The sequence below is a fragment of the Bradyrhizobium mercantei genome (assembly GCF_001982635.1).
GTDB classification, from domain to species: Bacteria; Pseudomonadota; Alphaproteobacteria; order Rhizobiales; family Xanthobacteraceae; genus Bradyrhizobium; species Bradyrhizobium mercantei.
The window spans coordinates 88738-112494 of sequence record NZ_MKFI01000008.1 but is presented as its reverse complement, the minus strand read 5'-3'; the positions used below and the strand labels follow the sequence as shown (position 1 = coordinate 112494).

Below are 23757 nucleotides of genomic sequence, written 5' to 3'. Positions count from 1 at the left end.
ATTCAGTCGAAATGCGTTGAAGAGTCTTTAATCAAATTCGCAGAACCTCCGCGCCATGACGCGTGGAGTTCGTTTGTATCTCGTCGGCTCCCTTGTCCTTGTGTCGCTTGCTGGTTGCGGCCGCGGTCTGTTCCAGACTGCCGAGCGTGAACCGTGGCGCGCCGAGGCCGAGGCCGCATGCCTGAAATCGGGCGCGGTCAAGGAAGGACCTGACCTCGTCCGCATCGATCCGATCTCGGGTCCCGGTGTTTGCGGCGCCGAGTTCCCGCTCAAGGTCGCCGCACTCGGCGAAGCCAGTTCCGCTTACGGGTTTGCCGACGACAGCCTGCGTCCGCCGGCGTCGGTCGGCAACGGCCAGCCGCGTTGGCCGATCAACCGGCAGCCGAGCCCGCTGCCCGCGCAGGCACCCTATTCCGATCAGGCCGTCGGACAGCCGAACTATGGCAGCCAGCCGAGCGGGCCGGTGTCGCTGTCGGCGCCCGGCGTTCCGCCGCAACAGGACGAGATCGACCTGCCGCCGGAAGGCTCGCCCGACGCACGCGGCGAGCGACCTTATTATCCGGGCCTGCCGGGCAATCCGCAGCGCGAGGGCGCGGCCGCGCCTTATTCACCTGCGCCTTATTCCCAGCAGCCGCGCGAGGCGCCGCCGCCGCCGCTCGGTCCGTCGAGCGGCAATCCTGTCATGACGGTCGGCCCGGTCGCGGTGAAGCCGGCGGCGACGCTGGCGTGCCCGATCGTCTCGGTGCTCGAGCGCTGGCTCGCCGATTCCGTGCAGCCGGCGGCGCAGCGCTGGTTCGGCGCGCGCGTCGTCGAGATCAAGCAGATCTCGGCCTATTCCTGCCGCGGCATGAACGGCAATTCGCACGCGCATATCTCCGAGCACGCCTTCGGCAACGCGCTCGATATCGCAGCCTTCACGCTCGCCGACGGCCGCCGCATCTCGGTGAAGGATGGCTGGAAGGGACTGCCGGAAGAGCAGGGCTTCCTGCGCGACGTCCAGGCCGCCGCCTGCCAGCAATTCACCACGGTGCTGGCGCCGGGGTCCAACGTCTATCACTACGACCATATCCATGTGGACCTGATGCGCCGGGCCAGCCGGCGCCTGATCTGCCAGCCCGCCGCCGTCTCCGGCGAGGAGGTCGCGGCGCGCGCCGGCGGCCGTAACCCCTATGCAACGCGCGAACCTTATGTCACAGGATCGCTTGGCGGCAGAAAGCCGGCCCCGCGGGGTAAAGCGGGGGTCAACGAAGAAGACGAATTCGCCGACGAATAGAACGCGTCTGATACCCGTATTTTTACTGGGTGACACCGTGCAAACGGTAGCCACTTTTGCTGCATATGTTCGCGGAGCCGGGCGCACCCGGCTGATTTCCGGGGGATAGCTTTGCAAGACGTGCCGATCATTCTCGTCATCGAAGACGATCGTGATCTTCAGATGATGGTGGAAGACGCCCTGAGGGACGGCGGCTATGAGCCGGCGATCGCAGGCTCGGGTGAGGAAGCACTGACGCTGCTGAAGGCGTTCCGCACCAAATACAGTGCACTGGTCACCGACATTCGCCTGCTCGGCCGGCTCGACGGCTGGCGTGTGGCGCGCGGCGCCCGCGAGATCGATCCGTCATTTCCGGTGCTCTACATCACCGGCGGTGGCGGCGACGAGTGGCCGACCCGGGGCGTGCCGGACAGCGTGCTGCTCAACAAGCCGTTCTCGCCCGACGAACTGGTCGCGGCGGTGGCCAAGCTGGTCAGGGGCGGCGCGCAGGCGTGAGCGAGTGACCGCTCCCGCAAGGTTGGTGATGCCGGCATGGTGCGGGAACAAGACGTGGCTTCCAGGCCGGCATGAATGACTTCGCACAGTCGATCACGGCGGCCGCTTCTCTGATAGCCGGTCGCGATCCGGTCCTGCTCGGGATCGTCGCATTGTCGTTGCGCGTCAGCCTGTTCGCGAGCCTGCTCGCGCTGCTGATCGGTGCGCCGATCGGCGGCTGGCTTGCGATCTCGAAATTTCGTGGCCGGCAGGTGGTGATCGTGCTCGCCAATGCCTGTCTCGGCCTGCCGCCGGTCGTGGTCGGGCTCGGGCTTTATCTCCTGCTGTCGCGATCGGGACCGCTGGGCTTTGCCGGCCTGCTGTTCACGCCGACGGCGATGGTCGTGGCGCAGGTCATCCTGGCCACGCCGATCGTGGTTGCGTTGGTGCATCGTCCGGTCGCGCTGCTGTGGGCGGAGTATGCCGATTTGATCCGCACCGACGGCCTGTCCCGGCTGCGCAGCCTCGCGCTGGTGTTCTCGCTCGGCCGTGCCTCGCTGCTCACCGCGTTCCTGGCCGCTTTCGGCCGCGCCATCGCGGAGGTCGGCGCCATCATCATCGTGGGCGGCAATATCAGCGGCTACACGCGAACGATGACCACCGCGATCGCGCTCGAGACCAGCAAGGGCGAGCTGGCGCTCGGTCTCGGCCTCGGTGTGATCCTGCTTGCGCTGAGCATCAGCGTCAGCACGATCGCGTTTCTGCTAGTGCGCGGCGTTGGGGAAAAATAGCTGCTCGCCGCCGACCTTGTAGCCGGCGATGGCCGACTGCCCGGCTTGTGAGACCAGCCAGTCGATGAAGGCCTGTCCGTCCGCCGCCTTCATCGCCGGATGCTTCGCCGGATTGACCAGCATCACGCCGTACTGATTGAACAGCCGCCGGTCGCCTTCGGTCAGCACGGCGAGCTCGCCGCGATTCTTGAACGACAGCCAGGTCCCGCGGTCGGACAGCACATAGGCATTCGATGCCGCCGCCATGTTGAGCGCCGGACCCATGCCCTGTCCGATCTCGCGATACCACTGGCCCTTTGCGGAGCCGAGATCGACACCGGCATCTTTCCAGAGCCGCAACTCGGCCTCGTGCGTACCGGAGTGGTCGCCGCGAGAAATGAAGGCCGATTTCGTCGCAGCGATCTTGCGCAAGGCGTCCGCGACATCCTTGTCCCCGGCGATATGCGCCGGATCGGTTTTCGGACCGACGATGACGAAATCATTGTACATCACGTCGTGTCGCCTGGTCGCAAAGCCCTCGGTCAGGAATTTGTCCTCGGCCACGCGATCATGCACGAACACGACATCGGCATCGCCGCGCCGTCCGATGTCGAGCGCCTGTCCGGTGCCGACCGCAACCACCTTCACATCGATGCCAGATGCCTGCGTGAAGCGCGGCAGGAGATAGCCGAACAGGCCGGACTGCTCGGTCGATGTGGTCGAGGCAACGATGATGGAACGGGTCTGCGCAAGGGCCGGACCGGCGAACAGCAGCACGGCGGCGATGAGGAGGTTTCGAAGGAAGGATGTCATGTGAACAGCAAGCGATGGAGGAATGGCGGTCACCATGCCTCAATTGATCAGGTGACGCAAAGCGACCGGACAGCGCGGCATCCGTGGCCCGGCGGCACTTATTCCGTCTTTACACCAAGCCCTCGCATCCCCCCTCGAATTCATACGGCCGCCCGGCCATTTTCCGGCCGCGCAAGCTTGCAGGACATGGAGGCAAGGATGACGACCTATCGCGCCTATATCGTTGGGCAGCACAGCCGATCGATCGGCGTGGTCAACATGGATTGCGCCGATGACGATCAGGCGATCACATCGGCCAGCCGTCTTGTCGATCACCACGATATCGAGCTGTGGCAGTTGGATCGGCCGGTCGCCAGGTTCGACGCCGTGTCGAAGCAGGTATTCCGGAAGTAGTGCGACATCGCGCGACAGGACGGCTGTCGCCTCCTGCGATCCCTGATGATAGACCTTGCGTCGGCTTCGTCATCAACAGGGATATCAGGTCATGGCTTTGGAGAAGGTCGCACTCGTCACCGCAGGCGGCAGCGGCATGGGAGCGGCGGCGGCGCGGCGGTTGGCCGCCGATGGCTTTCGCGTGGCTATCCTGTCGTCGTCGGGCAAGGGCGAGGCGCTCGCCGCCGAGCTCGGCGGCCTCGGCTTCACCGGCTCGAACCGCTCGAACGATGATCTGAAGCGCGCCGTCGACGGCGTGATGGCGCGCTGGGGCCGCATCGATGCGCTGGTCAATAGCGCCGGCCACGGCCCGCGCGCCGGCGTGCTGGAACTGACCGACGAGCAGTGGCACACCGGCCTCGACGTCTATCTGATGAACGTGATCCGCCCGACGCGTCTGGTCGCACCTCACATGCAGGCACAGAAGTCGGGCGCGATCGTCAACATCTCGACCGCCTGGGCCTTCGAGCCCAGCGCGATGTTCCCGACATCAGCTGTGTTCCGCGCCGGGCTTGCCGCGTTCACCAAATTGTTCACCGACAGCTGCGCGGCGAGCAATGTCCGCATGAACAATGTGCTGCCGGGCTGGATCGACAGCCTGCCGGCAACCGACGAGCGCCGCGACAGCGTGCCGATGAAGCGCTACGGCAAGGCGGAGGAGATCGCCGCAACCATCGCCTTCCTCGTCTCCGACGGCGCCGGCTACATCACCGGCCAGAACATCCGCGTCGATGGCGGCCTGATGCGCTCGATCTGAGGCTTTCACGCGCGACTGGGTCGGCGTTAACGACGCTTGATGATTTCCTGCCCGAGCGAAATCGGTTCGAAGTTTGTTAAAATCTGCTGGGTACCTCCTCCGGGCATGGCAATCCGGGGAAAGACATGGGTAAGCGGGCCAAACGTGGAAAGACAGAAGCGCTCGCACTACCGGTGGCAGGAAGAGTCGCAGTTGGCGTCATCGCCGCTGCTGCTTTGGGGTACGGTTTGCTGTCTCGCCCGGCGAGCGTTCAACCGATACGCAAGCCGTCTGCGCAGCAAGTCCAGGCACCGTCAACGCCACCTCACACATCAACTCCAGTTCGTGTCGCAACGCCGGCTGCGACTGCAATCCCGGCCCCAGCTCCGGCTCCGGTCTCGGCCCCGGCGCCTCTGGTCGAACCACCCAAAGCCGCCGATGGTCCCGGCAGAAATGTTCGGCAGGTGGTCGACTATGCCAGTCACCAAGCGCCAGGCACCGTCGTGATCGATACCGGAAGCACATTCCTCTATCTCGTTCTGAACGACAGGCAGGCGATGCGCTACGGCATCGGTGTTGGCCGCGAAGGTTTCACATGGTCCGGCGAACAGACCGTGGCCCGCAAGACGGAATGGCCGGATTGGCGTCCGCCTGCAGAGATGCTTGTGCGTCAGCCTTATCTGCCGCGGTTCATGGCGGGCGGTCCCGGCAATCGGCTCGGCGCTCGGGCAATGTATCTGGGCGATACTGAATATAGAATTCACGGCACCAACAAGCCCGATACGATCGGGAAGCGGGTTTCGTCCGGCTGCATCCGGTTGACCAATGACGACGTCGTGGATCTGTATGAGCGCGTGAAAGTCGGAGCGAAAGTGATCGTGCTTCCGGCAAGCGCAGCCCATCGACCATCCCAGACAACGCCCGACGCCGCCTCTCGATCGCCAGACCCGGCATCGCTGTCGAGCCGGCCCGCGGCAACCAACGCGCAGATGCCGTCATCCGGACAGAAGGTGGCCGAGGTCCAGTGACTCGAACCTTCTGTCCGCGGTTTGCAATTGAGGACCAGCAGACATCTCGCGCGCGTTTGGCTCGCGACAAGCCAGTTGCGTCTACGCGCTGCGCATCCTGCTCCAGACTGCGGGCGTCACGATTGCGGCGACCTCAGATTGCGTTTGTCGTGATGACAAACTGAAAGCGCAGGGCTAGCCTTCCGTCAAATCAAAACATACGGGAGGAATGGCATGCCAGACGCAGCAGTTGCAGCACGCGCTTCGGACTCCACGCACAGCGGAACCACGCAGCAAGTCGACGTCGCGGTCGTCGGCGCCGGTTTCGCCGGTCTCTATCTGCTGCATCGGCTGCGCAAGGCGGGCTTCTCGGCGGTTGCGCTCGAAGAGGGCGCCGATGTCGGCGGCACCTGGTACTGGAACCGGTATCCCGGCGCGCGCTGCGACATCCAGACCATCGATTACAGCTACACCTTCGATCCCGAGCTCGATCAGGCATGGACCTGGTCGGAGAAATACGCCACCCAGCCGGAAATCCTGCGCTATCTCGGCTTCGTCGCCGACCGCTACGATCTGCGTCGCGATATCAGGTTCGGCACCAAGGTCACGCAGGCGACCTGGGACGATGCGACATCGCGCTGGCTGATCTCGACCAACAACGGCGCCAATGTCTCGTGCCGCCACTACATCATGGCGACCGGCTGCCTGTCGTCGCCGAAGCCGCCGGAGATCGACGGCGTCAAGGACTTCAAGGGCGAGATCTATTTCACCGGCCGCTGGCCGCATCAGGGCGTCGATCTGAAGGGCAAGCGCGTCGCCGTGATCGGCACCGGATCGTCGGGCATCCAGTCGATCCCGTTGATCGCCGAGCAGGCCGCGCAACTCACCGTGTTCCAGCGCACGCCGAACTTCGCCTTGCCTGCCGGCAACGGCCCGGCGCCGGAGGATCGCAGGACCTATTTCGAAACCGACCGCGCCGCCTATCGCGAGCAGGCGCGCTGGTCGATGGCCGGCGTGCCGTATCCGCAACAGACCGTGGTGAGCTGGCAATTGAGCGATGCGGAACGCCGCGAGCGCTTCGAGAAGGCGTGGGCGGCGGGCGATCTCGTCCACATCCTGACCCAGCTCTGGGCGGACCAGGCGGTCGACGTCGACGGCAATAAGGTGGTCGCCGATCTGATCCGCGAGAAGATCGGCGCCGTGGTCAAGGATCCGGAGATCGCCGCGGCGCTCGCCCCGCATGATCATCCGTTCGGCGCCAAGCGTCCCTGCCTCGATACCAATTACTATGCGACCTACAACCGTCCGAACGTGACGCTGGTGAACCTGCGGCAGGAGCCGATCAAGGCGATCACCAGTGGCGGCATCTCGACCGACAAGCGCAGCTTCGATGTCGACGTCATCGTGTTCGCCACTGGTTTCGACGCGATGACCGGCGCCATCATGGCGGTGCATCCGATCACAGGCCGTGGCGGCAAGTCGCTGTCGGACGTCTGGGCGCATGGACCGCAGACCTATCTCGGCGTCACCGTCGCGGGCTTCCCCAATCTGTTCATGATCACCGGTCCGGGCAGCCCGTCGGTGCTGTCGAACATGGCGGTCTCGATCGAGCAGCATGTCGACTGGGTGGTCGAACGCATCGCCGCGCTGCGCGACGCCGGCTTCACCACGATGGAGGCGACCGAGACCGCGCAGGCCGGCTGGGAGCGGCACATGGCCGATTGCGCGACGCTGACGCTGCATCGGCTCGCCAACACCTGGTACACGGGCGCCAATGTGCCCGGCAAGCCGCAGGGCGTGATGCCCTATACCGGCGGCGTCGGGCCGTATCGCAGCATCTGCAACGAGGTGGTCGGCCGCGGCATGCTCGGCTTCAAGCTCTCGGGTCCAGGCGTTGCCGAGCAGTGTAATGACGGCGAGATCGTGCGCCTGCAGCCGGACGTGCGGCTGGTGTTGAATTTGCTGGGCGAGATGAACCTGCCGCCGCTCGAGACGATGGGGGCGCAGGGCGCGCGCGACTTCCTCACCGAGTTCAACAAGGGCCGTCCGGCCGGCCGCCCGGTCGGCGAGGTCGGCACCGGCATGTTGCAGGGGGCGGACGGTCCGCTGCCCTACAAGCTCTACCGGCCGGCGACGCCGGGGCCGCATCCGGTCGTGGTGTACTTCCACGGCGGCGGCTGGGTGCTCGGCGACGAGATGTCGGACGACCCGTTCTGCCGCGACCTGTGCCGGCGCACCGGCATGATCATCGTCAGCGTCGGCTATCGCCACGCGCCCGAGCATCGCTTCCCGGCTGCGGCCGAGGACGGCTACGCGGCGACGCGCTGGATCGCAGCCCACACCGCCGAGCTCGGCGGCAAAGCAGGTCCGCTCTTGGTTGCGGGCTGGAGCGCCGGCGGCAACATCGCGGCCGTCACCTGCCAGCTCGCGCGCGATCGCGGCGGGCCGGAGATCGCCGGCCAGCTCCTGATCTGCCCGGTCACCGACTCCTCGTTCGACCGCCAGTCCTATGTCGACAACGCGGCCGGCTACTTCCTGACGCGTGGCCTGATGTTCTGGTTCTGGGACCGGTACTGCTCGCCGGCCGACCGCACCGATCCGCGCGTCGCGCCGCTGCGCGGCAAGCTCGAAGGCCTGCCGCCGGCGTTCATCGCGACCGCGGAGTTCGATCCGCTGCGCGACGAGGGGAATGCCTATGGCGACGCGCTCGCCAAGGCCGGCGTCAAGGTCGAGCAGCTCAAGGCGCAGGGCCACTTCCACTCGTCGTTCGTGATGGTCGACGTCATCATGACCGGCGTCAGCGGCCGCGTGAAGATGGCGAAGGCGCTCAGGCGTTTCGCCGGACTGCCGGAGGAGATCGAGCAGGACAACGCGGCGCGGCCGGAGGTCAACGCTGCGGCGAACTAGATCGGCAGTGATCGGAAGCTGCAAAGGGATGCGCTCCCTCCCCCGCTTGCGGGGGAGGCGCGTTGCGAAAATATCGAAAACAACCCCATGCAAAGGAGCCGGCGACGGCCGGCGCTCCGCCATGCCACTTGACAGGTCGGGCAACTCAGGGATATTCTTCTAATATTCCGAAATTGCGCAGGCGCACGCCCGCCCCAGGCGGCACATGGCACTTGCGTGCTGCTGTAGCCGACGTTTCGACGTCGTCATCGCTGACAGCCATCTGCGATAGCCCTCCGCCTGCGGGGGAGGTGCAGCAGTCAGCCGCGAGAACGTGTCAGCCTGCTACATCTTGCTCTAGCCGAGCTCGAACGTCGTGACGCCGAACACGCGATCGATCCGCAATGGCGGAATCGCGCCGGTGTACATCCGCGCGGTCTCGAACACAGGTGAAAGTCCGAGGCCTTGCGCCAGCGCGACGGCGTCGCGGTTGACCGCCGGGACATCGAGGAAGATCTCGCCGCCACCTGCGCTCGCGAGCAATGCCGAAAGGATCGTCTCGGCGCCGGCGCGGTCATCGGCGACAAGCGGGCCGATCTTGCGGCCGGTGCGGCACGGACGGATCACGCCCCAGCCGGCCAGCTTACCGTCGCGCATCAGTGCGCATCCGAGATGTCCTAGTGTGTTGATCCAGGCGCGCAGGAAGGCCGGGCGCCGCGCCGGAAATACGGTGGCGTCGTCGGCCTCGATCAGCGCCATAGGCACGTCGCTCAGCGCGACGATGCCGCCGCTCGGCGCCGGCGGAGCCGCCACGCTGCCGCCGTAGCGCACATTGGCGTAAGCGAGCGCGAAGCCGGACTTTTGGTAGTTCGCCCGCTGCGCCACCACGCCATCGAGCCCGATCACGCGCGGGTGCGCATGCGCGATGGCCGCATTCCAGATCTTCAGGCCATGGCCGCGGCCGCGCAGATCCGGACGCACGATGTAGAAGCCGAGAAAGGAAAACTGCGCACCGTAATTGACGCAGGAGATCACCGCGGCCGGTTCGCCATCAAGCTCGCCGATGAAAAATCCCTGCGGGTCCTCGGCGGCAAAGCAGGGCGCATCGGCGAGACCGGGATTCCACCCTTCGGCAGCAGCCCAGTCCACCGCGAGTGCGATCTCGTCCGGCCGCATGTGTCGTATGGTGAGGTCGTTCATGGCGGATGATTACCTCGCATCGGCGTCGCAATGGCCATCGTAGCGCGCCAATGCGTCCCCGTCATTGCGAGGAGCGCAGCGACGAAGCAATCCATCTCTGCGCCTATCGAAGCATGGATTGCTTCGCAGAGCCTGTCATCGGGCGCGCGTTCGCGCGACCCGTTGGCTCGCAACGACGAAGGGAGAGTCCGCCGGCTACTTCGGCCGGTATGCGGCGAAGAACACGCGGGTCGCACTGTCGACCACGGTTGCGATCCGCTCGGGCGAGGGCGACGGCCTGGCCTGGAAGATGAACGCCTGGAACAGCGTCGCCTGGCACATCTGCATGAATTGCCAGGCCGCGAGCTGGTAATCGTCGATCACGAGCTCGCCGAGCGCGGCACGCGCCTCGAGATAGGCGGCGAAGCGGTTAACTGTATGGGCGATCACGTTGGTATAGAATCGGCTGCCGAGTTCGGGCATCCGCTCGGCGATCGCCATCACGGTGCGCATCGCGGAGCCGCCGCCGGGCCGGCACAGCACCGCGACATAGGCGCGGCCGAACTCGGGGAGGGTGGTGTCGACGTCGCGCGCGGGATCGAAGTTGAAGGCGACCTTGCCCTGCTCGAGCTTTTCCTCCTCGACGATCGCCGCGAACAGCCCGGCCTTGTCCGGGAAATACACGTAGAGCGTGCCCTTGGAGACCGCGGCGGCGCGGGCGATCTCGCCCATGCTGGCGCCGTCGAAACCGAGTTCCAGGAATACCTTGCGGGCGCCGTCCAGGATCTGGCGGCGTTTCGACGATTCCTCCTCGCCGGCGACCGGCTGGAGCGAGGTTCGGGGGACTGCAACCATTGATTTAGCTTCTCGCGAAAGAACTCAACCCGGAATCGGAAAGGGGAGAATCGAAGCCTTATAAACTGCTACGCGGAATGTAGATTGACCGAACGGTTCGGTCAATGGTACTGATGGAGTGACGATGCGCCGCACGGCCCTTTTTCCGCCATTGCGGGCGTCAAGATTTTTTCTGGGGAGCCTCGGCTATGGCCGCAGCACGAGATCAGGCTGCACGCATTGTTCGTTCCGAGCCTGAGATGGCCGGGGACGCGATGGCGCGCGACGCATCCGCCGATCTCGGCGAGCAGGCGAGGGCCGAGGAAGCCAAGGGTCCTGAATCCAAGGGTCCTGAATCCAAAGGTCCCGGCGACAAGCGTCCCGCTGAGGCGCCGCCCGCTTCCGCGCCCGCGCAGCCAGCGGCTTCGCCCGCCACAGCAGCGCCGAAATCAGGCAAGCGCAGATTCGTGTTGATGGGCATTGTCGGCCTGCTCGCGCTCGCGGCCGCGAGCTACGCCGCTTACTACCTGATGATCGGGCGCTTCTACGTCTCGACCGACGACGCCTATGTCCGCGCCAACAACACCATGCTCGGCGCCCGCGTCGCGGGCCATATCGCGGCGATCCTGCCCGGCGACAATTCGCTGGTGCGTGCCGGCGACGTGATCTTCCGGATCGATGACGGCGACTATCGCATCGCGGTCGACGCCGCGCGGACCCGGATCGGGACCCAGCAGGCGACCATCGAGCGCATCGGCCGCCAGGTCGCGGCGGCGGTGAGTTCGGTCGAGCAGGCGCAGGCGCAGCTCGTCTCCGCGCAGGCCGGCCTGAAGCGCGCCGATCTCGACTACGATCGTCAGCAGGCGCTGAGCACCAAGGGCTTTGCCTCGCGCGCCACCTTCGAAGTCTCGGAAGCCGGCCGCGACCAGGGCGCCGCAAGTGTGCGCTCGGCGCAGGCGGCCTATGATGCCGCCAAGGACAATGTCGAGGTCACCAAGGCGCAGCAGGCCGAGGCCCGTGCCCAGCTCGCCGAATTGCAGACCCAGCTCGCCAAGGCAGAGCGCGATCTCGAATTCACCAATGTCCGCGCGCCGGTCGACGGCACCTTCTCCAACCGCCTGGTCAACACCGGCGACTACATCACGGTCGGCCAGCGGCTCGGCAATGTGGTGCCGCTCGACGGCGTCTTCATCGACGCCAACTACAAAGAGACCCAGCTCAAGCGCATCCGCACCGGGCAGCGGGTGACGATCAAGGTCGACGCCTACGGCTTCCGCAAGTTCAGCGGCATCGTCGACAGCATTTCGCCGGCGGCGGGCTCGGTGTTCACGCTGCTGCCGCCCGACAACGCCACCGGCAACTTCACCAAGATCGTGCAGCGCCTGCCGGTGCGCATCCGCGTGCCTGCCAGTGTCGCCAAGCAGGGCCTGCTGCGCGCCGGCATGTCGGTCTACACCACCGTCGACACCCGCGAGGGCGCAGCCGATGCCGACGCCGATACCGACCTCGACGCGCCGATGATGATCCATCCGCAGTGACGTCTTGAGGCTTCGGACTCGGTCCGGAGCTCGGAGCCGATGAGCCCATGGCCGACGCGACCACAGCTTCGCCTTCGATGATGACCGGCGCTTCGGAGTCCGAGCGGCTCCAGCCCAAGCGGGTGGTCGCCTTCATCATCATGGTGTTCGGCATGTTCATGTCGATCCTGGACATCCAGATCGTGTCGGCCTCGCTGTCCGAGATCCAGGCCGGCCTGTCGGCATCCTCGACCGAAGTGTCCTGGGTGCAGACCGCCTATCTGATCGCCGAGGTGATCGCGATCCCGCTGTCGGGATTCCTGTCGCGCGCGCTCGGCACGCGGCTGCTGTTTGCGATCTCGGCGTTCGGCTTTACCGCGTCGAGCCTGCTGTGCGGCTTCGCGTCCTCGATCGAGCAGATGATCCTGTGGCGCGCGCTGCAGGGCTTTCTCGGTGCCGGCATGATCCCGACCGTGTTTGCTTCGGCCTACACGATCTTCCCGCGCTCCAAATTCTACATCGTGGCGCCGATCATCGGCCTGGTCGCGACACTGGCGCCGACCGTGGGTCCGACCGTCGGCGGCTACATTACCGATTTGATGTCGTGGCACTGGCTTTTCTTCATCAACATCGTGCCCGGCGTGATCATCACCATCGGCGTGCTGTGGCTGATCGATTTCGACCAGCCGAACTTCGCGTTGCTCGAGCGCTTCGACTGGTGGGGCCTGATCTTCATGGGCGGCTTCCTCGGCTCGCTCGAATATGTGCTCGAGGAAGGCCCGCAATACGAATGGCTGCAGGACACCTCGGTCGCGGTCTGCGCCGCGATCGGCTTCGTCTCGGCGGTCGCCTTCTTCTGGCGGGTGTTGACCGCGGACGAGCCGATCGTCGATCTCTATGCCTTCAAGAACCGCAACTTCGCGGTCGGCTGCGTGCTGCAGTTCTGCATCGGCATCGGGCTCTACGGCCTGACCTACGTCTATCCGCGCTATCTCGCCGAGATCCGCGGCTACAGCGCGCTGATGATCGGCGAGACCATGTTCGTCTCCGGCGTCACCATGTTCTTCATGGCGCCGGTGGTCGGCCGGCTGATGCAGAAGGTCGACCTGCGCTACATCATCGCCTTCGGCCTCGTCACCTTCGCGCTCGGCTCCTGGCAGATGACCTGGATCACCCGCGACTATGATTTCTACGAGCTGCTGCTGCCGCAGATCCTGCGCGGCATCGGCATGATGTGTGCGATGGTGCCGACCAACAACATCGCGCTCGCCACGCTGCCGCAGGATCGCGTCAAGAACGCCTCCGGCCTGTTCAACCTGATGCGCAACCTCGGCGGTGCGGTCGGGCTCGCCGTGATCAACGAAGTGCTCAACGACCGCACCGACCTGCACATCTCCCGCCTGCAGGACCGCGTGACCTGGGGCAACACCACCGCGGTCGAGACCCTCAACATGCTGACCCAGCGCATGCAGGGCATGGGCGATTCCGCCATCATGGCGATGAAGCAGCTGTCGCAGATCGTGCACCGGCAGGCCGCGGTGATGGGCTATGGCGACGCCTTCGTCATGCTGTCGCTGTTCTACGTCGCGCTCAGCCTGCTCGTGCTGTTGGTCAACAAGCCGCCGTCGATGACCGCAGCCGGCGGCGACGCGCATTGAAGGCATCGCGTCTCCACCGTGTGCACCCGTTCGCGTGAACAGCGTTGCCCGACCGACACATTGACGCACTCACGCGCTTGTCATCTTGCCATTCGCGCGTGGTGCATTTATAAGCAGCGCATCGTTTCACGAACCGGGGAGATGCACATGATGTCGTTTGTTTCGCAGACCGTGCGCCCGCGTTCGATTCTGCTGGGCGCCCTCGCGCACTAGGTCCCAGCGCTGATCGGGCCGAAGTCCCGATCATCCAAACTTCCCAACAAGTTACCGATTGTTCTCAGCGACATCAGCGGCCGGATTCCGCCCGCACGTCGCCTCAGATGGAGCCGGCCGGCGCGACAGACGCGTGGCCGGAATGTGCCATGAGCTCTCTCACGACCAAGCGACCGGCCGCGATCCGGATCGTGCTGCCTTTCGTCTTCCGCCATTGGCTGGAGCAGCCGCTCCGCGCCTCGGCGGTCACGGCCGGATTCCTCGGCGCGACCGCGGCCGACCTGTTCATGCCGGTGTTTTCCGGCCATCTGGTCGACGCGCTGACCGCGGGAGCGACGGACGCCGCCGCGCGCCATGCGGCGCTGCTCGCATTCGGCGCCATCGTCGGCCTCGGCGCGCTGTCGCTGCTGCTGCGGCTGGTCGGTATCCAGACCATCGTGCCGTTCACGCTGAAGACGATGTCCGATGTCGGGCAGCAGGCCTTCATGCGCGTGCAGCGCTTCTCGACCGACTGGCACGCCAATTCGTTCGCCGGCTCCACCGTGCGCAAGATCACGCGCGGCATGTGGGCGCTCGATCTGCTGAACGACACCATCCTGATGGCGCTGCTGCCGTCGGTCGTGGTGCTGCTCGGCTCGATGATCCTGCTCGGCGTGCATTGGCCGCAGCTCGGCGCGGTGATTGCCGTAGGTTCGGTGATCTATGTCGCGATGACCATGGTGTTCCAGGTGCGCTACGTCGCGCCTGCCGCGCGGGTCTCCAATGCGTGGGACACCAAGGTCGGCGGCACGCTGGCCGACGCCTTGACCTGCAACGCGGTGGTGAAGTCGTTCGGCGCCGAGACGCGCGAGGATGTCAGGCTCGACGGCGTCATCAGCCGCTGGCGGCGGCGGGTGCGGCGGACCTGGCTGCGCTACAACCACACCTCGACGGCGCAGCTATTGGTGCTGCTGTGCTTCCGCGCGTCGGTGATCGGCGGCGCCATCCTGCTGTGGGCGGCCGGCCGCGCCACGCCGGGCGACGTCACCTATGTCTTGACCAGCTACTACATCATCCACGCCTACCTGCGGGATGTCGGCATGCACATCAACAATCTGCAGCGCTCGGTGAACGACATGGAGGAGCTGGTGCAGATCCACGGCGAGCCGCTCGGCATTGTCGACGCTGACAATGCGAGGCCGATCGACATCGAGGGCGGCCGCATCGTGTTCGACGACGTCACGTTCCACTATGGCGGCCATCGCCGGCCGCTCTATGACGGACTGTCGGTCGACATCGACGCCGGCGAGCGTGTCGGCCTGGTCGGGCGCTCCGGCTCCGGCAAGACGACCTTCGTCAAGCTGGTGCAGCGGCTCTACGACGTCACCGGTGGCACAATCCTGATCGACGGTCAGGACATCGCCAAGGCGACGCAGCAATCGCTCCGCAGCCAGATCGCGATCGTGCAGCAGGAGCCGATCCTGTTCCACCGCACGCTGGCGGAGAACATCGCCTACGGCCGGCCGGGCGCCAGCGGGGATGCGATCGAGCAGGCGGCGCGGCTTGCAAATGCGCACGACTTCATCATGCGGCTGCCGAAGGACTACGGCACGCTGGTGGGCGAGCGCGGCGTCAAGCTGTCCGGCGGCGAGCGGCAGCGCGTGGCGCTGGCGCGCGCCTTCCTGGCCGATGCGCCGATCCTGATCCTGGACGAGGCGACCTCGAGCCTGGATTCGGAATCCGAGGCGCTGATCCAGCAGGCGATGGAGCGGCTGATGAAGGGCCGCACCTCGATCGTGATCGCACACCGGCTGTCGACCGTGCGCAGCATGGATCGCATCCTGGTGTTCGATCGCGGCGAGGTCGTCGAGCAGGGGGCGCATGAGGTGCTCGCCGCGCGTCCGGGCGGCATCTATCGCGGGCTGTTCGAGCGTCAGGCGACCGAGTTCGGTCAGGCCGCGGCGGAGTAAAGCGATGGCGCGTGGTTGACAGATGATCTCTGGCAGCCACGCGTCGACGCGTCATTTCGGAGCCAGCCCGTTCCACACCAGCGCCACGCCGGAGAGGAACAGCAGCACCAGCACGACGTCGGAGAAATTGCGGTCGCTGAGCGCGTGATAGAGCCGGGCGCCGATCCAGGCGCCGAGCAGCGTTCCCGGAAATGCGCAGGCCACGAGCCAGATCAGTTCGGGTTTCACCAGGCCGCTTGCGATCTGGACCAGAAGTGCGGCCGCCAGGATCGTGAAGTTGAAGATCTGGAACACGCCGCGGCGCTGCTGCTTGCCCCAGCCGCGCACGCTCGCCCACAGGATCGGCAGCGGGCCGGACAGTCCGGCGAGGCCGCCGAGGATGCCGCCGGCAAATCCGATCGCGCCGTCGGCCCATTTGCCGCCGAACGAAATCGACATCGGCTTGCGTTGCAGGAACAGCAGGGTTGGAAACAACAACAGGAAAACGCCGACCGTCAGCTTGAAGACCTCGGGGTCGGCTCGCGCGATCAGCAGGATGCCGATCGGCACGCCGGCGAGGCCGCCGATGACGAATGGCCAGACCAGGCGGAAATCGATGCTCTTCCAGATCGACGGCAGCGTCGAAACCTGCGCGATGACCGAGCAGACCAGCACCAGCGGTACCGCCAGCGTCGGCGGCAGCACATAGAGCCAGATGCCGAGCGCCATCAGCGCGGTGCCGAAGCCGGCGAGCCCGGAGACGAAACCGCCGGCAAGCGCGCCGAAGAACAGGATGGCGTAGCTCGCCGGGTTCATTCCTCATCTCGTTGTTTTTGATCGTTGCCGCGACGTTTACACGACGCTGGCTGTGGGTACACTTCAAAATCGCGGCTCATCAACGATAATCGGAATGGAAGCATCCCCATGACTGCGAGTTCATCCAAGACATTTCTGGTCTGTCACGGCGCCTGGTCGGCAGGATGGGCGTGGAAGAAGATGCATCCCCTGATGCAGGCCGCCGGGCACCGGCTGATCACGCCGAGCTACACCGGGCTCGGCGAGCGCGCGCATCTCGCGCATCGGGAGCTCGACCTCGAAGCGCATATCCAGGACATGCTCGGTGTCATTTCCTATGAGGATCTGCGCGACATCGTGCTGGTCGGCCATTCCTACGGCGGCATGGTCGCGACCGGCGTTGCCGACCGGGCGCGCGAGCGGATCGCGCAGCTGATCTATATCGACGCCTTCGTGCCGCGCGACGGCCAGTCGCTGTTCGACCTCAACGAAGTCGCGATCACGAGCATGCGCGAAGCGGCGCGCAGCGGCGACGGCTGGCGCATCCCGCCGATGGCGACGCCGCCGGATACGTCTCCCGCCGACGTCGAATGGCTGAGTGCGCGCCGCGTCGCCATGCCGATCAAGTGCTTCGAGCAAAAATTGCATTTGAAACACGGCGAGACGCGCCTGCCGCGCAGCTACATCTACGCCACCCGTGCCACGCAAGCCGACACGTTCGCGCAGTTTGCGAAACGCACGAAGAACGAAGCCGGCTGGCGCCATCTCGAGATCGACGCCAGCCACTCGCCGAACGTCACCGCGCCGGAGGCGCTGATGGCGATGCTGCAGGAGATCGCGGCCTGACGCGCCGGAACGGATCAGGCGCGATCGTTTGTGTCAGGCACCGCGCGCGTCGCGCACGGCCTGAGCGACTTTCGTCGCCTGCGACACCCGTCCGATCTTGGCGCCTGCAATGATCTTTCTCCGGCGTTCGCTCGGCTTCGGCGCCATGCCTTCGCCCGCGGTGGCTCCGGCCGCGGGACGGGTCGTGAAGTTCGCGGCCCGGTGCAGTGCGAGGGCCTTTCGCGCCGCGTCGATATGTGCGGTCCGGGCCGCCAGATTGTGCTGACGCCTGAGCTCGGTGTTGACCCGCTTCAGCGCCGCCGCGAACACCTGCTTCCGTTCCGATGCATGCTTGGCGGTTCCCGGAAAGCTCGTCCCGCGCGGCTCGGCCTTGCCGCGGCTTTCGCGCTGCTTGTGGCGGCCGACCGTTCGCTCCTTGTCGCGCATCTTGCGCAAGCGCGGTCGCATCGCCTCGAGTTCAGCCACCTCGACGCCGTAGATGGCGGGGTGATGCGTCGGGCGGATGGCCTCGTATTCCTCGTGGCTGAGAATGCTGCGCTCGAACTTGCAGGCGACCGACATTACCATTCCTCCGTTTGATTGCTTGAATCTCGGGCAGAAAGACACGTCCAGTTCCACGCGTAGTCCTTACTTCTCTGCTTCGTCGTCCTTGAGTCGAATGCCCTCGGCGCGCAGAGCCGTAAAGAGGGCCGCGATGTCTTCGGGCTGCATATTGTTGGGACACATCCCGTTGAGCTGTTCGGCAGTGATGGTGCCGCTGCTCTTGGCGACGTCTCGTGCCTTCGCCATGATCTTCTGAAGGTCCATCTGCGATCCTCCGCGCGAGGCAGTTTAGCAAATGGGATGCATTGGTGGCGGCCAAAATGGCGAGGGGCCCGGCGTGTTGCGCCGAGCCCCTCATACTCCATCTTCAAGACGCGTTTTCTTCACGCGAACCGGAAATCCACTTCGCTCGAAAACGCTTTAGAGTATCAGCCGGCCTGTAAGCCGGGTTCTGTAGGGCACCATTCTCGCGAATGGTACGCGACGGCCATTCCTCTGGGGCAAGGCTTGCACCTTGCCTCGGGCAACCTACCCGGACGGCGGGCCTGACATCGCCCTGCGGTGTTATCGCGCGTGCGCGAACTAACCGCGTTGCCGTCCCTATTCGGTCTTGCTCCCGGTGTGGTTTGCCATGCCGTTTCCGTTGCCGGAGACGCGGTGCGCTCTTACCGCACCTTTTCACCCTTACTTCCTCCGAGGAGGAAGCGGTTCGTTCTCTGTGGCACTTTCCCTGGGGTCACCCCCGCCGGATGTTATCCGGCACCGCATGTCGATGGAGCCCGGACTTTCCTCCCCCGCGGCCTTTCGGCGCTTGCGGGAGCGGCCGTCCGGCCGACTGACGCCCATGGCATGGGGGTTTCGGCCGGTCCCGTCAAGCGGATTACGGCCGCCAAGGCGGCCAAAATAAATTATCCTGAAGATGTCGTTTGGCCTGTCGCCTGTTCGACTGGGTGTCGGCGATCCAGCCGATCAAGAGGAGAGATGAGATGCAATACCTGTTGCTGATCTACCGGAGCGACGCGGAATATGGCCGTATGAATGCCGACGACCGCAAGGCATTGTCGGCCGAGTACGGCGTCTACACCCAGTCCATCATCCAGAGCGGGCACTTCAAGGCGGGCGACGGGCTGCAGCCGGTGTCGACCGCCACCACCGTGCGGGTCCGCGAGGGCAAGACGCTGACGACCGACGGGCCGTTCGCGGAAACCCGCGAGCAGCTCGGTGGCTACTATCTGGTCGACGCCAAGGACCTCGACACCGCGCTCGGCCTCGCTGCCCGGATTCCCGGCGCCAAGACCGGCTCTATCGAAGTCAGGCCGGTGATGATCTACGATAATCCGTGATGGCGCCGTCAGCCTGATGGACCGAGCGGCTGCGCCGGTTGCGCAGCCGCAAACGTGATCGATCGTCATGACCCCGAGCCAGATCGAAAAAGTGTTTCGCGACGAGGCGGGCCGGGCGCTCGCAACGCTGATCCGGCTCGTCGGCGATTTCGATCTCGCCGAGGATGCGCTTCAGGATGCCTTCGCGGTGGCGCTGCAACGCTGGCCGATCGGTGAATTCCCCGCCAATCCGCGCGCCTGGCTGGTCAATGTCGGCCGCAACAAGGCGATCGACCGGGTCCGCCGCGCCGCGACATTTCGCGGCAAGCAGCCGGAACTGACGCATCAAATCCTGCTCGATGCGCAAGCGCCCGAGCCGGCCGATGCGACGCTCGACGACGACATGCTGCGGCTGATCTTCACCTGCTGCCATCCGTCGTTTGCCGCGGAGGTCCAGGTCGCGCTGACCTTGCGCACGGTGTGTGGGCTGACGACCGTGCAGGTCGCGCGCGCGTTTCTGGCGAGCGAGGACGCGATGGCGCAGCGCCTGCTGCGCGCCAAGCAGAAGATCAAGCTAGCGGGCATTCCCTATGAGGTGCCGCAGCGCGAGGCGCTGGAGCCGCGTCTCGCCGGCGTGCTTGCGGTGATCTACCTCGTCTTCACCGAAGGCTATGCCGCGACTGCCGGCGAGGATTTGATGCGGCCGGATCTGGCGCGCGAGGCGATCCGGCTGGCGCGGCTGCTCGATGCGCTGATACCGGCGCGCGGCGAGATCAAGGGCCTCTTGGCGCTGATGCTGCTGCATGATGCGCGCCGCGCCGGCCGCCAGACCGCCGGCGGCGATATCGTGCTGCTCGAGGAGCAGGACCGGTCGTCGTGGGATGGCAACCAGATCGCCGAAGGCCTGCGTTTGGTCGAGCAGGCGCTGCAGATGCCGGGCCGGCCGCAATCCTATGCCGTGCAGGCCGCGATCGCCGCGCTGCATGCGCGTGCGCCGAGCTTTGAGGATACCGACTGGCCGCAGATCGCCGGGCTCTATGAGGTGCTGCTGCGCATCAGCCCGTCGCCGGTGATCGAGCTCAACCACGCCGCCGCGGTGTCGATGGTCGACGGTCCGGCGCGCGCGCTCGATCTGATCGATGCGCTGGATGCGCGCGGCACGTTGAAGGGATACGACCAGCTGCCCGCGGTGCGCGCCGATCTGCTGCGCCGCCTCGGCCGCAAGGACGAGGCGCGGCAGGCCTATCTCGCCGCAACCGCCGCGACGCAGCTCGAGCCGCTGCGCCGGCTCTATGCACGCCGGATCGCCGAGATGGGGTGACGTCACCTCATCTCGGGCGTGGTCCTCGAGGGCACGCCTCTCACATCAACGATGGTCGGCGTGCCGCGCGGCGTTGAACGTGCTCAGTACCCTGTCTTTGCCTTGGCGCCGCCGGTCGACTTGTCGGTCGTCTTTCCAGTCGACATGCCGGTCGTGGTGCCAGGTGCCATCTTCTTCTGCGCATGATGGACTTTATGGGTCTTGTGCATCGTCGACATGGACTTGTCCTGGGTCGACATGGCGCCTGCGGCTACCGGAGCGACGATGAGGCCGATGGCGGCAGCTCCCGCGATGAGTGCTTTGAACATGGACGAATCTCCACTCGGACCGCCCCAAGTAAGAAGGCGGCGCGCGGTGAAAGGTTCCATTTCGCGCAGGCGTATTTGGCGGGATAGTGCGAGAAAGCGCTACTTCGCCTTCGCCGCGACCACCGCATCCGGCGGCAGGCTCTCGAGCAGCGCGTGCAGCGTCGCCATGGTGGAACGGTCGGCGATCCCGTCGACGCGCTCGGGGCGGAAGTGGCGCTGGAACGCGGTGACGACCTCCATGGTCGGGCCGTCGAACTTGCCGTTGGTCGGGATGTTGTAGCCGTAGCGGCGGAACGCGGCCTGCATGTTGGACACGCTGTCGCTGATCGCGCCGAGCTGCAGCGCATCGCCGCGCACGATCGGCGCCGGCTGCACCCAGTGCCCGACACCGGAATTGGCCAGCGAGTGCCACGGGAATTTCTCGCCGGGATCCTTCTTGCGTCCCGGCGCGACGTCGGAATGGCCGAGCACGCGATGCGAGGCGACGTTGCGGCGAAGCATGATGCCGCGGCACAGCGCGATCACCGCCGCGATCTGGCGTAGTGGGAAATCGGGATAGCCCCAATCGTGACCGCGGTTGACGATCTCGACGCCGATCGAGCAGGAATTGATGTCGTCTTCACCGGCCCAGGCGGACACGCCGGCGTGCCAGGCGCGCTTGCTCTCCGGCACGCACTGCACGATGCGACCGTCCTCGAGCACGATGTAATGCGCCGAGACCTCGGTGCCGGCAGTGCAAAGCTGGGCGATCGCGCCCTCGACGTCGGGCATGCCGGTATAGTGCAGCACGATCATGTCGGGCTGCCGGTTATTCGCGCGGTCGCCGAAATTCACCGACGGGATTACGTCGGAGGCAACAGAGGAATCCGGCGTGAACGTCCTCAGGTCGGCCACGCCCTTCGGCACAGGAAGGACGCGACGCTTTGAATCAGCGTTGCCGGATGAGGACGAACCAGAAGCCATACGAATCACTCAAACCCGAACCAGGAGAAAGCATTTTGACATATGGATAAACAAATTGGCGTTTACTATTCCTTTACCCTGCAGGGCCGCGCAATCGGCCTATCGGTTCCAACCTTTGCAAGGTGCACCGCGCAAAACGCCCGGAGCGGGCGTCAAGCCTATCACTTGAATGTGGATCAAAGTCGCGCGATTCCGCTAACCGATCATCAACGTTTTCTTAACGTTAAGTGCCGTTACTGAGAGGTGAAGTGCCGAACCGGTTTCGGGGGACGGCCCAAGGTCGCTGAGCCCCGCTGTTGCGCGAAATCCCATGGAAACCCTCCCAATTCCGGTCGGATATCAGGTTTTGCGGCCGAGGACGGGAGTTGGCGCTGGTATCGCGCAGCGGCTTTTTCGCCGGAATGGAAGGCGCGAGGATTCGAGACGCAATGAGTCGGCGCGCAGCCAGCTTGCATGCCAATTACGCGGCCCTGCCCGGGGACCGCGCATGACCGAGCGTGCGCCGCGTCACATTTCGGTGCTGGGCCGCGAGGCGGTCGCCTATCTCGAGCCGCGCGCCGGCGGCATCTATGTCGACGCGACCTTCGGCGCCGGCGGCTATAGCCGGATGATTCTCGACACTGCCGAGACGCGCGTCATCGGCATCGACCGCGACCGCACCGCGATCACGGGCGGCTTCGATCTGGTCGACGGCGCGGGCGGCCGCCTGACGCTGGTCGAGGGCCGCTTCTCTGATCTCGCCGAGGTCTGCGCCGCGCAAGGCGTCGATGCGGTCGACGGCGTCGTGATGGATGTCGGCGTCTCCTCGATGCAGCTCGACCAGGCCGAGCGCGGCTTCTCCTTCCGCTTGGGAGGCCCGCTCGACATGCGGATGGCACAGAGCGGCCCGACCGCGGCCGACGTGGTCGCGACCGCATCCGAGAAACAGCTCGCCGACATCATCTATATCTTCGGCGAGGAGCGGCATTCGCGCGGCGTCGCCCGCGCCATTGTTGCCGCGCGCAAGGACGCGCCGATCACGACGACCGGGGCGCTCGCCGACATCGTCGCAAAGGTCGTGCGCGCCAAGCCGAACGAGATCCATCCGGCGACGCGCACCTTCCAGGCGCTGCGCATCTTCGTCAATGAAGAGCTCGACGAGCTGCATCAGGCGCTCGCGGCGGCCGAGCTCGTGCTGAAGCCGGGTGGCCGGCTCGCCGTGGTCTCGTTCCATTCGCTGGAAGACCGCATCGTCAAGAATTTCCTCAGCGAGCGCGGCAAGGTTTCCGCCGGATCGCGGCATCTGCCGGAGGTCGCACAGGCCGCGCCGAGCTTTCAGATCCTGACCAAGCGCCCGCTGGTGCCCGGCGAGGCCGAGATATCGGCCAATCCGCGCGCGCGATCGGCCAAGCTGCGGGCCGCTGAACGCACCGCGTCGCCCGCGCATGCCGACGACGAGCTGCCGTCATGGCCGCGGCTGGCCGACCTGAAGCGGGGAGGCTGACGATGCGCCTTCTCCATCTCCTCGTCATCGGCATGCTGATCTTCGCGGCCTCTTACGTCTATCGCATCAAGATGGAATCGACCGCGCGCGTCGAACGCGTGCTGCAGCTCAATGCCGAGATCCGCGAGCAGCGCAACGCGATTGCATCGTTGCGCGCCCAATGGGCCAAGCTCGATGCGCCGCTCCGGCTACAGGGACTCGCCGAACGCCATCTGCCGCTGAAGCCGCTCAACGCCAACCAGTACGATTCCCTGAAGAACCTGCCGGAACGGCCGCCGAGCTTCACGCGGCCCGGTTCGCGCGATCCGATCGGCGCGATGATCGACACCATCGAGGCCGCCGCGGCGCCCGACAGCACCACCGGCTCGATCGATAAGGCGGCGACCGACCAGCCGGCCGCCGACCAGCCTGTGTCCGAAGAGTCCGGGCAGGGCGGGGGAGAGCAGCAATGACGGG

Annotated in this window: 23 protein-coding genes and 1 other RNA gene; 15 read left to right on the top strand and 9 right to left on the bottom strand. The window is 65.7% G+C overall.

The window, feature by feature from the left end:
• Positions 1–55: 55 nt before the first annotated feature.
• From BI327_RS33365 to BI327_RS33355, 3 genes are all read left to right on the top strand, one after another.
• On the top strand, positions 56–1273 hold the full coding sequence (locus BI327_RS33365; protein WP_076865618.1) for an extensin-like domain-containing protein: 1218 nt from the start codon (positions 56–58) through the stop codon (positions 1271–1273).
• Between the two features lie 111 nt (positions 1274–1384).
• The gene (locus BI327_RS33360) at positions 1385–1768 is read left to right on the top strand and encodes a response regulator (protein ID WP_076865617.1); all 384 of its coding nucleotides are present in this window, start codon (positions 1385–1387) and stop codon (positions 1766–1768) included.
• 71 nt (positions 1769–1839) lie between these two features.
• Positions 1840–2538 (top strand): ABC transporter permease, encoded by a 699-nt coding sequence (locus tag BI327_RS33355; protein WP_076865616.1) that lies wholly within the window; start codon positions 1840–1842, stop codon positions 2536–2538.
• Here BI327_RS33355 and BI327_RS33350 read toward each other — a convergent pair.
• Positions 2512–3330, bottom strand: a complete 819-nt coding sequence (locus BI327_RS33350) for an extracellular solute-binding protein (protein WP_076865615.1) — start codon at positions 3328–3330, stop codon at positions 2512–2514. The genes BI327_RS33355 and BI327_RS33350 overlap by 27 nt on opposite strands.
• Before the next feature lie 198 nt (positions 3331–3528).
• Here BI327_RS33350 and BI327_RS33345 point away from each other — a divergent pair, with 198 nt between their 5' ends.
• From BI327_RS33345 to BI327_RS33330, 4 genes are all read left to right on the top strand, one after another.
• Positions 3529–3723 carry a hypothetical protein gene (locus BI327_RS33345; RefSeq protein ID WP_076865889.1) on the top strand — a complete coding sequence of 65 codons (195 nt, stop codon included), beginning with the start codon at positions 3529–3531 and terminating at the stop codon, positions 3721–3723.
• Between the two features lie 91 nt (positions 3724–3814).
• Complete coding sequence (locus BI327_RS33340; protein WP_076865614.1) at positions 3815–4519, top strand: SDR family oxidoreductase; 705 nt, start codon at positions 3815–3817, stop codon at positions 4517–4519.
• 125 nt (positions 4520–4644) lie between these two features.
• Positions 4645–5526: a L,D-transpeptidase gene (locus BI327_RS33335; RefSeq protein WP_076865613.1), complete on the top strand. Its 882-nt coding sequence runs from the start codon at positions 4645–4647 to the stop codon at positions 5524–5526.
• A gap of 213 nt (positions 5527–5739) precedes the next feature.
• Entirely contained in the window at positions 5740–8412 is a 2673-nt protein-coding gene (locus BI327_RS33330; RefSeq protein ID WP_076865612.1) for a flavin-containing monooxygenase, read from the top strand.
• 336 nt (positions 8413–8748) lie between these two features.
• Here BI327_RS33330 and BI327_RS33325 read toward each other — a convergent pair whose 3' ends face one another.
• Positions 8749–9591 (bottom strand): GNAT family N-acetyltransferase, encoded by an 843-nt coding sequence (locus BI327_RS33325; RefSeq protein ID WP_076865611.1) that lies wholly within the window; start codon positions 9589–9591, stop codon positions 8749–8751.
• 195 nt (positions 9592–9786) lie between these two features.
• Entirely contained in the window at positions 9787–10425 is a 639-nt protein-coding gene (locus BI327_RS33320; protein WP_076865610.1) for a TetR/AcrR family transcriptional regulator, read from the bottom strand.
• Between the two features lie 188 nt (positions 10426–10613).
• Here BI327_RS33320 and BI327_RS33315 point away from each other — a divergent pair, with 188 nt between their 5' ends.
• From BI327_RS33315 to BI327_RS33305, 3 genes are all read left to right on the top strand, one after another.
• Positions 10614–11942 (top strand): HlyD family secretion protein, encoded by a 1329-nt coding sequence (locus BI327_RS33315; RefSeq protein WP_076865609.1) that lies wholly within the window; start codon positions 10614–10616, stop codon positions 11940–11942.
• A 47-nt stretch (positions 11943–11989) separates the two neighbouring features.
• The gene (locus BI327_RS33310) at positions 11990–13579 is read left to right on the top strand and encodes a DHA2 family efflux MFS transporter permease subunit (protein ID WP_076865608.1); all 1590 of its coding nucleotides are present in this window, start codon (positions 11990–11992) and stop codon (positions 13577–13579) included.
• A 362-nt stretch (positions 13580–13941) separates the two neighbouring features.
• Complete coding sequence (locus tag BI327_RS33305; RefSeq protein ID WP_076865888.1) at positions 13942–15741, top strand: ABC transporter ATP-binding protein; 1800 nt, start codon at positions 13942–13944, stop codon at positions 15739–15741.
• 51 nt (positions 15742–15792) lie between these two features.
• Here BI327_RS33305 and BI327_RS33300 read toward each other — a convergent pair whose 3' ends face one another.
• A complete protein-coding gene (locus BI327_RS33300) occupies positions 15793–16536 on the bottom strand; it encodes a sulfite exporter TauE/SafE family protein (protein ID WP_076865607.1) in 744 nt (247 codons plus the stop codon).
• A 108-nt stretch (positions 16537–16644) separates the two neighbouring features.
• On the opposite strand from BI327_RS33300, the gene BI327_RS33295 reads away from it, so the two are divergent.
• A complete protein-coding gene (locus BI327_RS33295; RefSeq protein WP_076865606.1) occupies positions 16645–17361 on the top strand; it encodes an alpha/beta fold hydrolase in 717 nt (238 codons plus the stop codon).
• A 33-nt stretch (positions 17362–17394) separates the two neighbouring features.
• Here BI327_RS33295 and BI327_RS33290 read toward each other — a convergent pair whose 3' ends face one another.
• The 3 genes from BI327_RS33290 to rnpB all read right to left on the bottom strand — a co-directional run bounded on the left by BI327_RS33290 (position 17395) and on the right by rnpB (position 18743).
• Positions 17395–17922: a hypothetical protein gene (locus BI327_RS33290; RefSeq protein WP_076865605.1), complete on the bottom strand. Its 528-nt coding sequence runs from the start codon at positions 17920–17922 to the stop codon at positions 17395–17397.
• Between the two features lie 66 nt (positions 17923–17988).
• Positions 17989–18168: a hypothetical protein gene (locus tag BI327_RS33285; protein ID WP_076865604.1), complete on the bottom strand. Its 180-nt coding sequence runs from the start codon at positions 18166–18168 to the stop codon at positions 17989–17991.
• A gap of 160 nt (positions 18169–18328) precedes the next feature.
• Positions 18329–18743: RNase P RNA component class A (rnpB, locus tag BI327_RS33280), an RNA gene on the bottom strand.
• A gap of 147 nt (positions 18744–18890) precedes the next feature.
• Here rnpB and BI327_RS33275 point away from each other — a divergent pair.
• Together BI327_RS33275 and BI327_RS33270 are read left to right on the top strand one after the other, a co-directional pair.
• Positions 18891–19247 carry a YciI family protein gene (locus tag BI327_RS33275; protein ID WP_076865887.1) on the top strand — a complete coding sequence of 119 codons (357 nt, stop codon included), beginning with the start codon at positions 18891–18893 and terminating at the stop codon, positions 19245–19247.
• 67 nt (positions 19248–19314) lie between these two features.
• A complete protein-coding gene (locus BI327_RS33270; RefSeq protein ID WP_076865603.1) occupies positions 19315–20547 on the top strand; it encodes an RNA polymerase sigma factor in 1233 nt (410 codons plus the stop codon).
• Between the two features lie 83 nt (positions 20548–20630).
• On the opposite strand, the gene BI327_RS33265 is transcribed toward BI327_RS33270, so the two are convergent.
• On the bottom strand, positions 20631–20855 hold the full coding sequence (locus BI327_RS33265) for a hypothetical protein (RefSeq protein ID WP_076865602.1): 225 nt from the start codon (positions 20853–20855) through the stop codon (positions 20631–20633).
• A 99-nt stretch (positions 20856–20954) separates the two neighbouring features.
• Positions 20955–21818: an N-acetylmuramoyl-L-alanine amidase gene (locus BI327_RS33260; RefSeq protein WP_076865601.1), complete on the bottom strand. Its 864-nt coding sequence runs from the start codon at positions 21816–21818 to the stop codon at positions 20955–20957.
• 487 nt (positions 21819–22305) lie between these two features.
• On the opposite strand from BI327_RS33260, the gene rsmH reads away from it, so the two are divergent.
• Both rsmH and ftsL read left to right on the top strand, forming a co-directional pair.
• A complete protein-coding gene (gene rsmH, locus BI327_RS33255; RefSeq protein ID WP_076865600.1) occupies positions 22306–23301 on the top strand; it encodes a 16S rRNA (cytosine(1402)-N(4))-methyltransferase RsmH in 996 nt (331 codons plus the stop codon).
• 2 nt (positions 23302–23303) lie between these two features.
• Positions 23304–23753: a cell division protein FtsL gene (gene ftsL, locus BI327_RS33250; RefSeq protein ID WP_076865599.1), complete on the top strand. Its 450-nt coding sequence runs from the start codon at positions 23304–23306 to the stop codon at positions 23751–23753.
• Positions 23754–23757 lie beyond the last annotated feature (4 nt).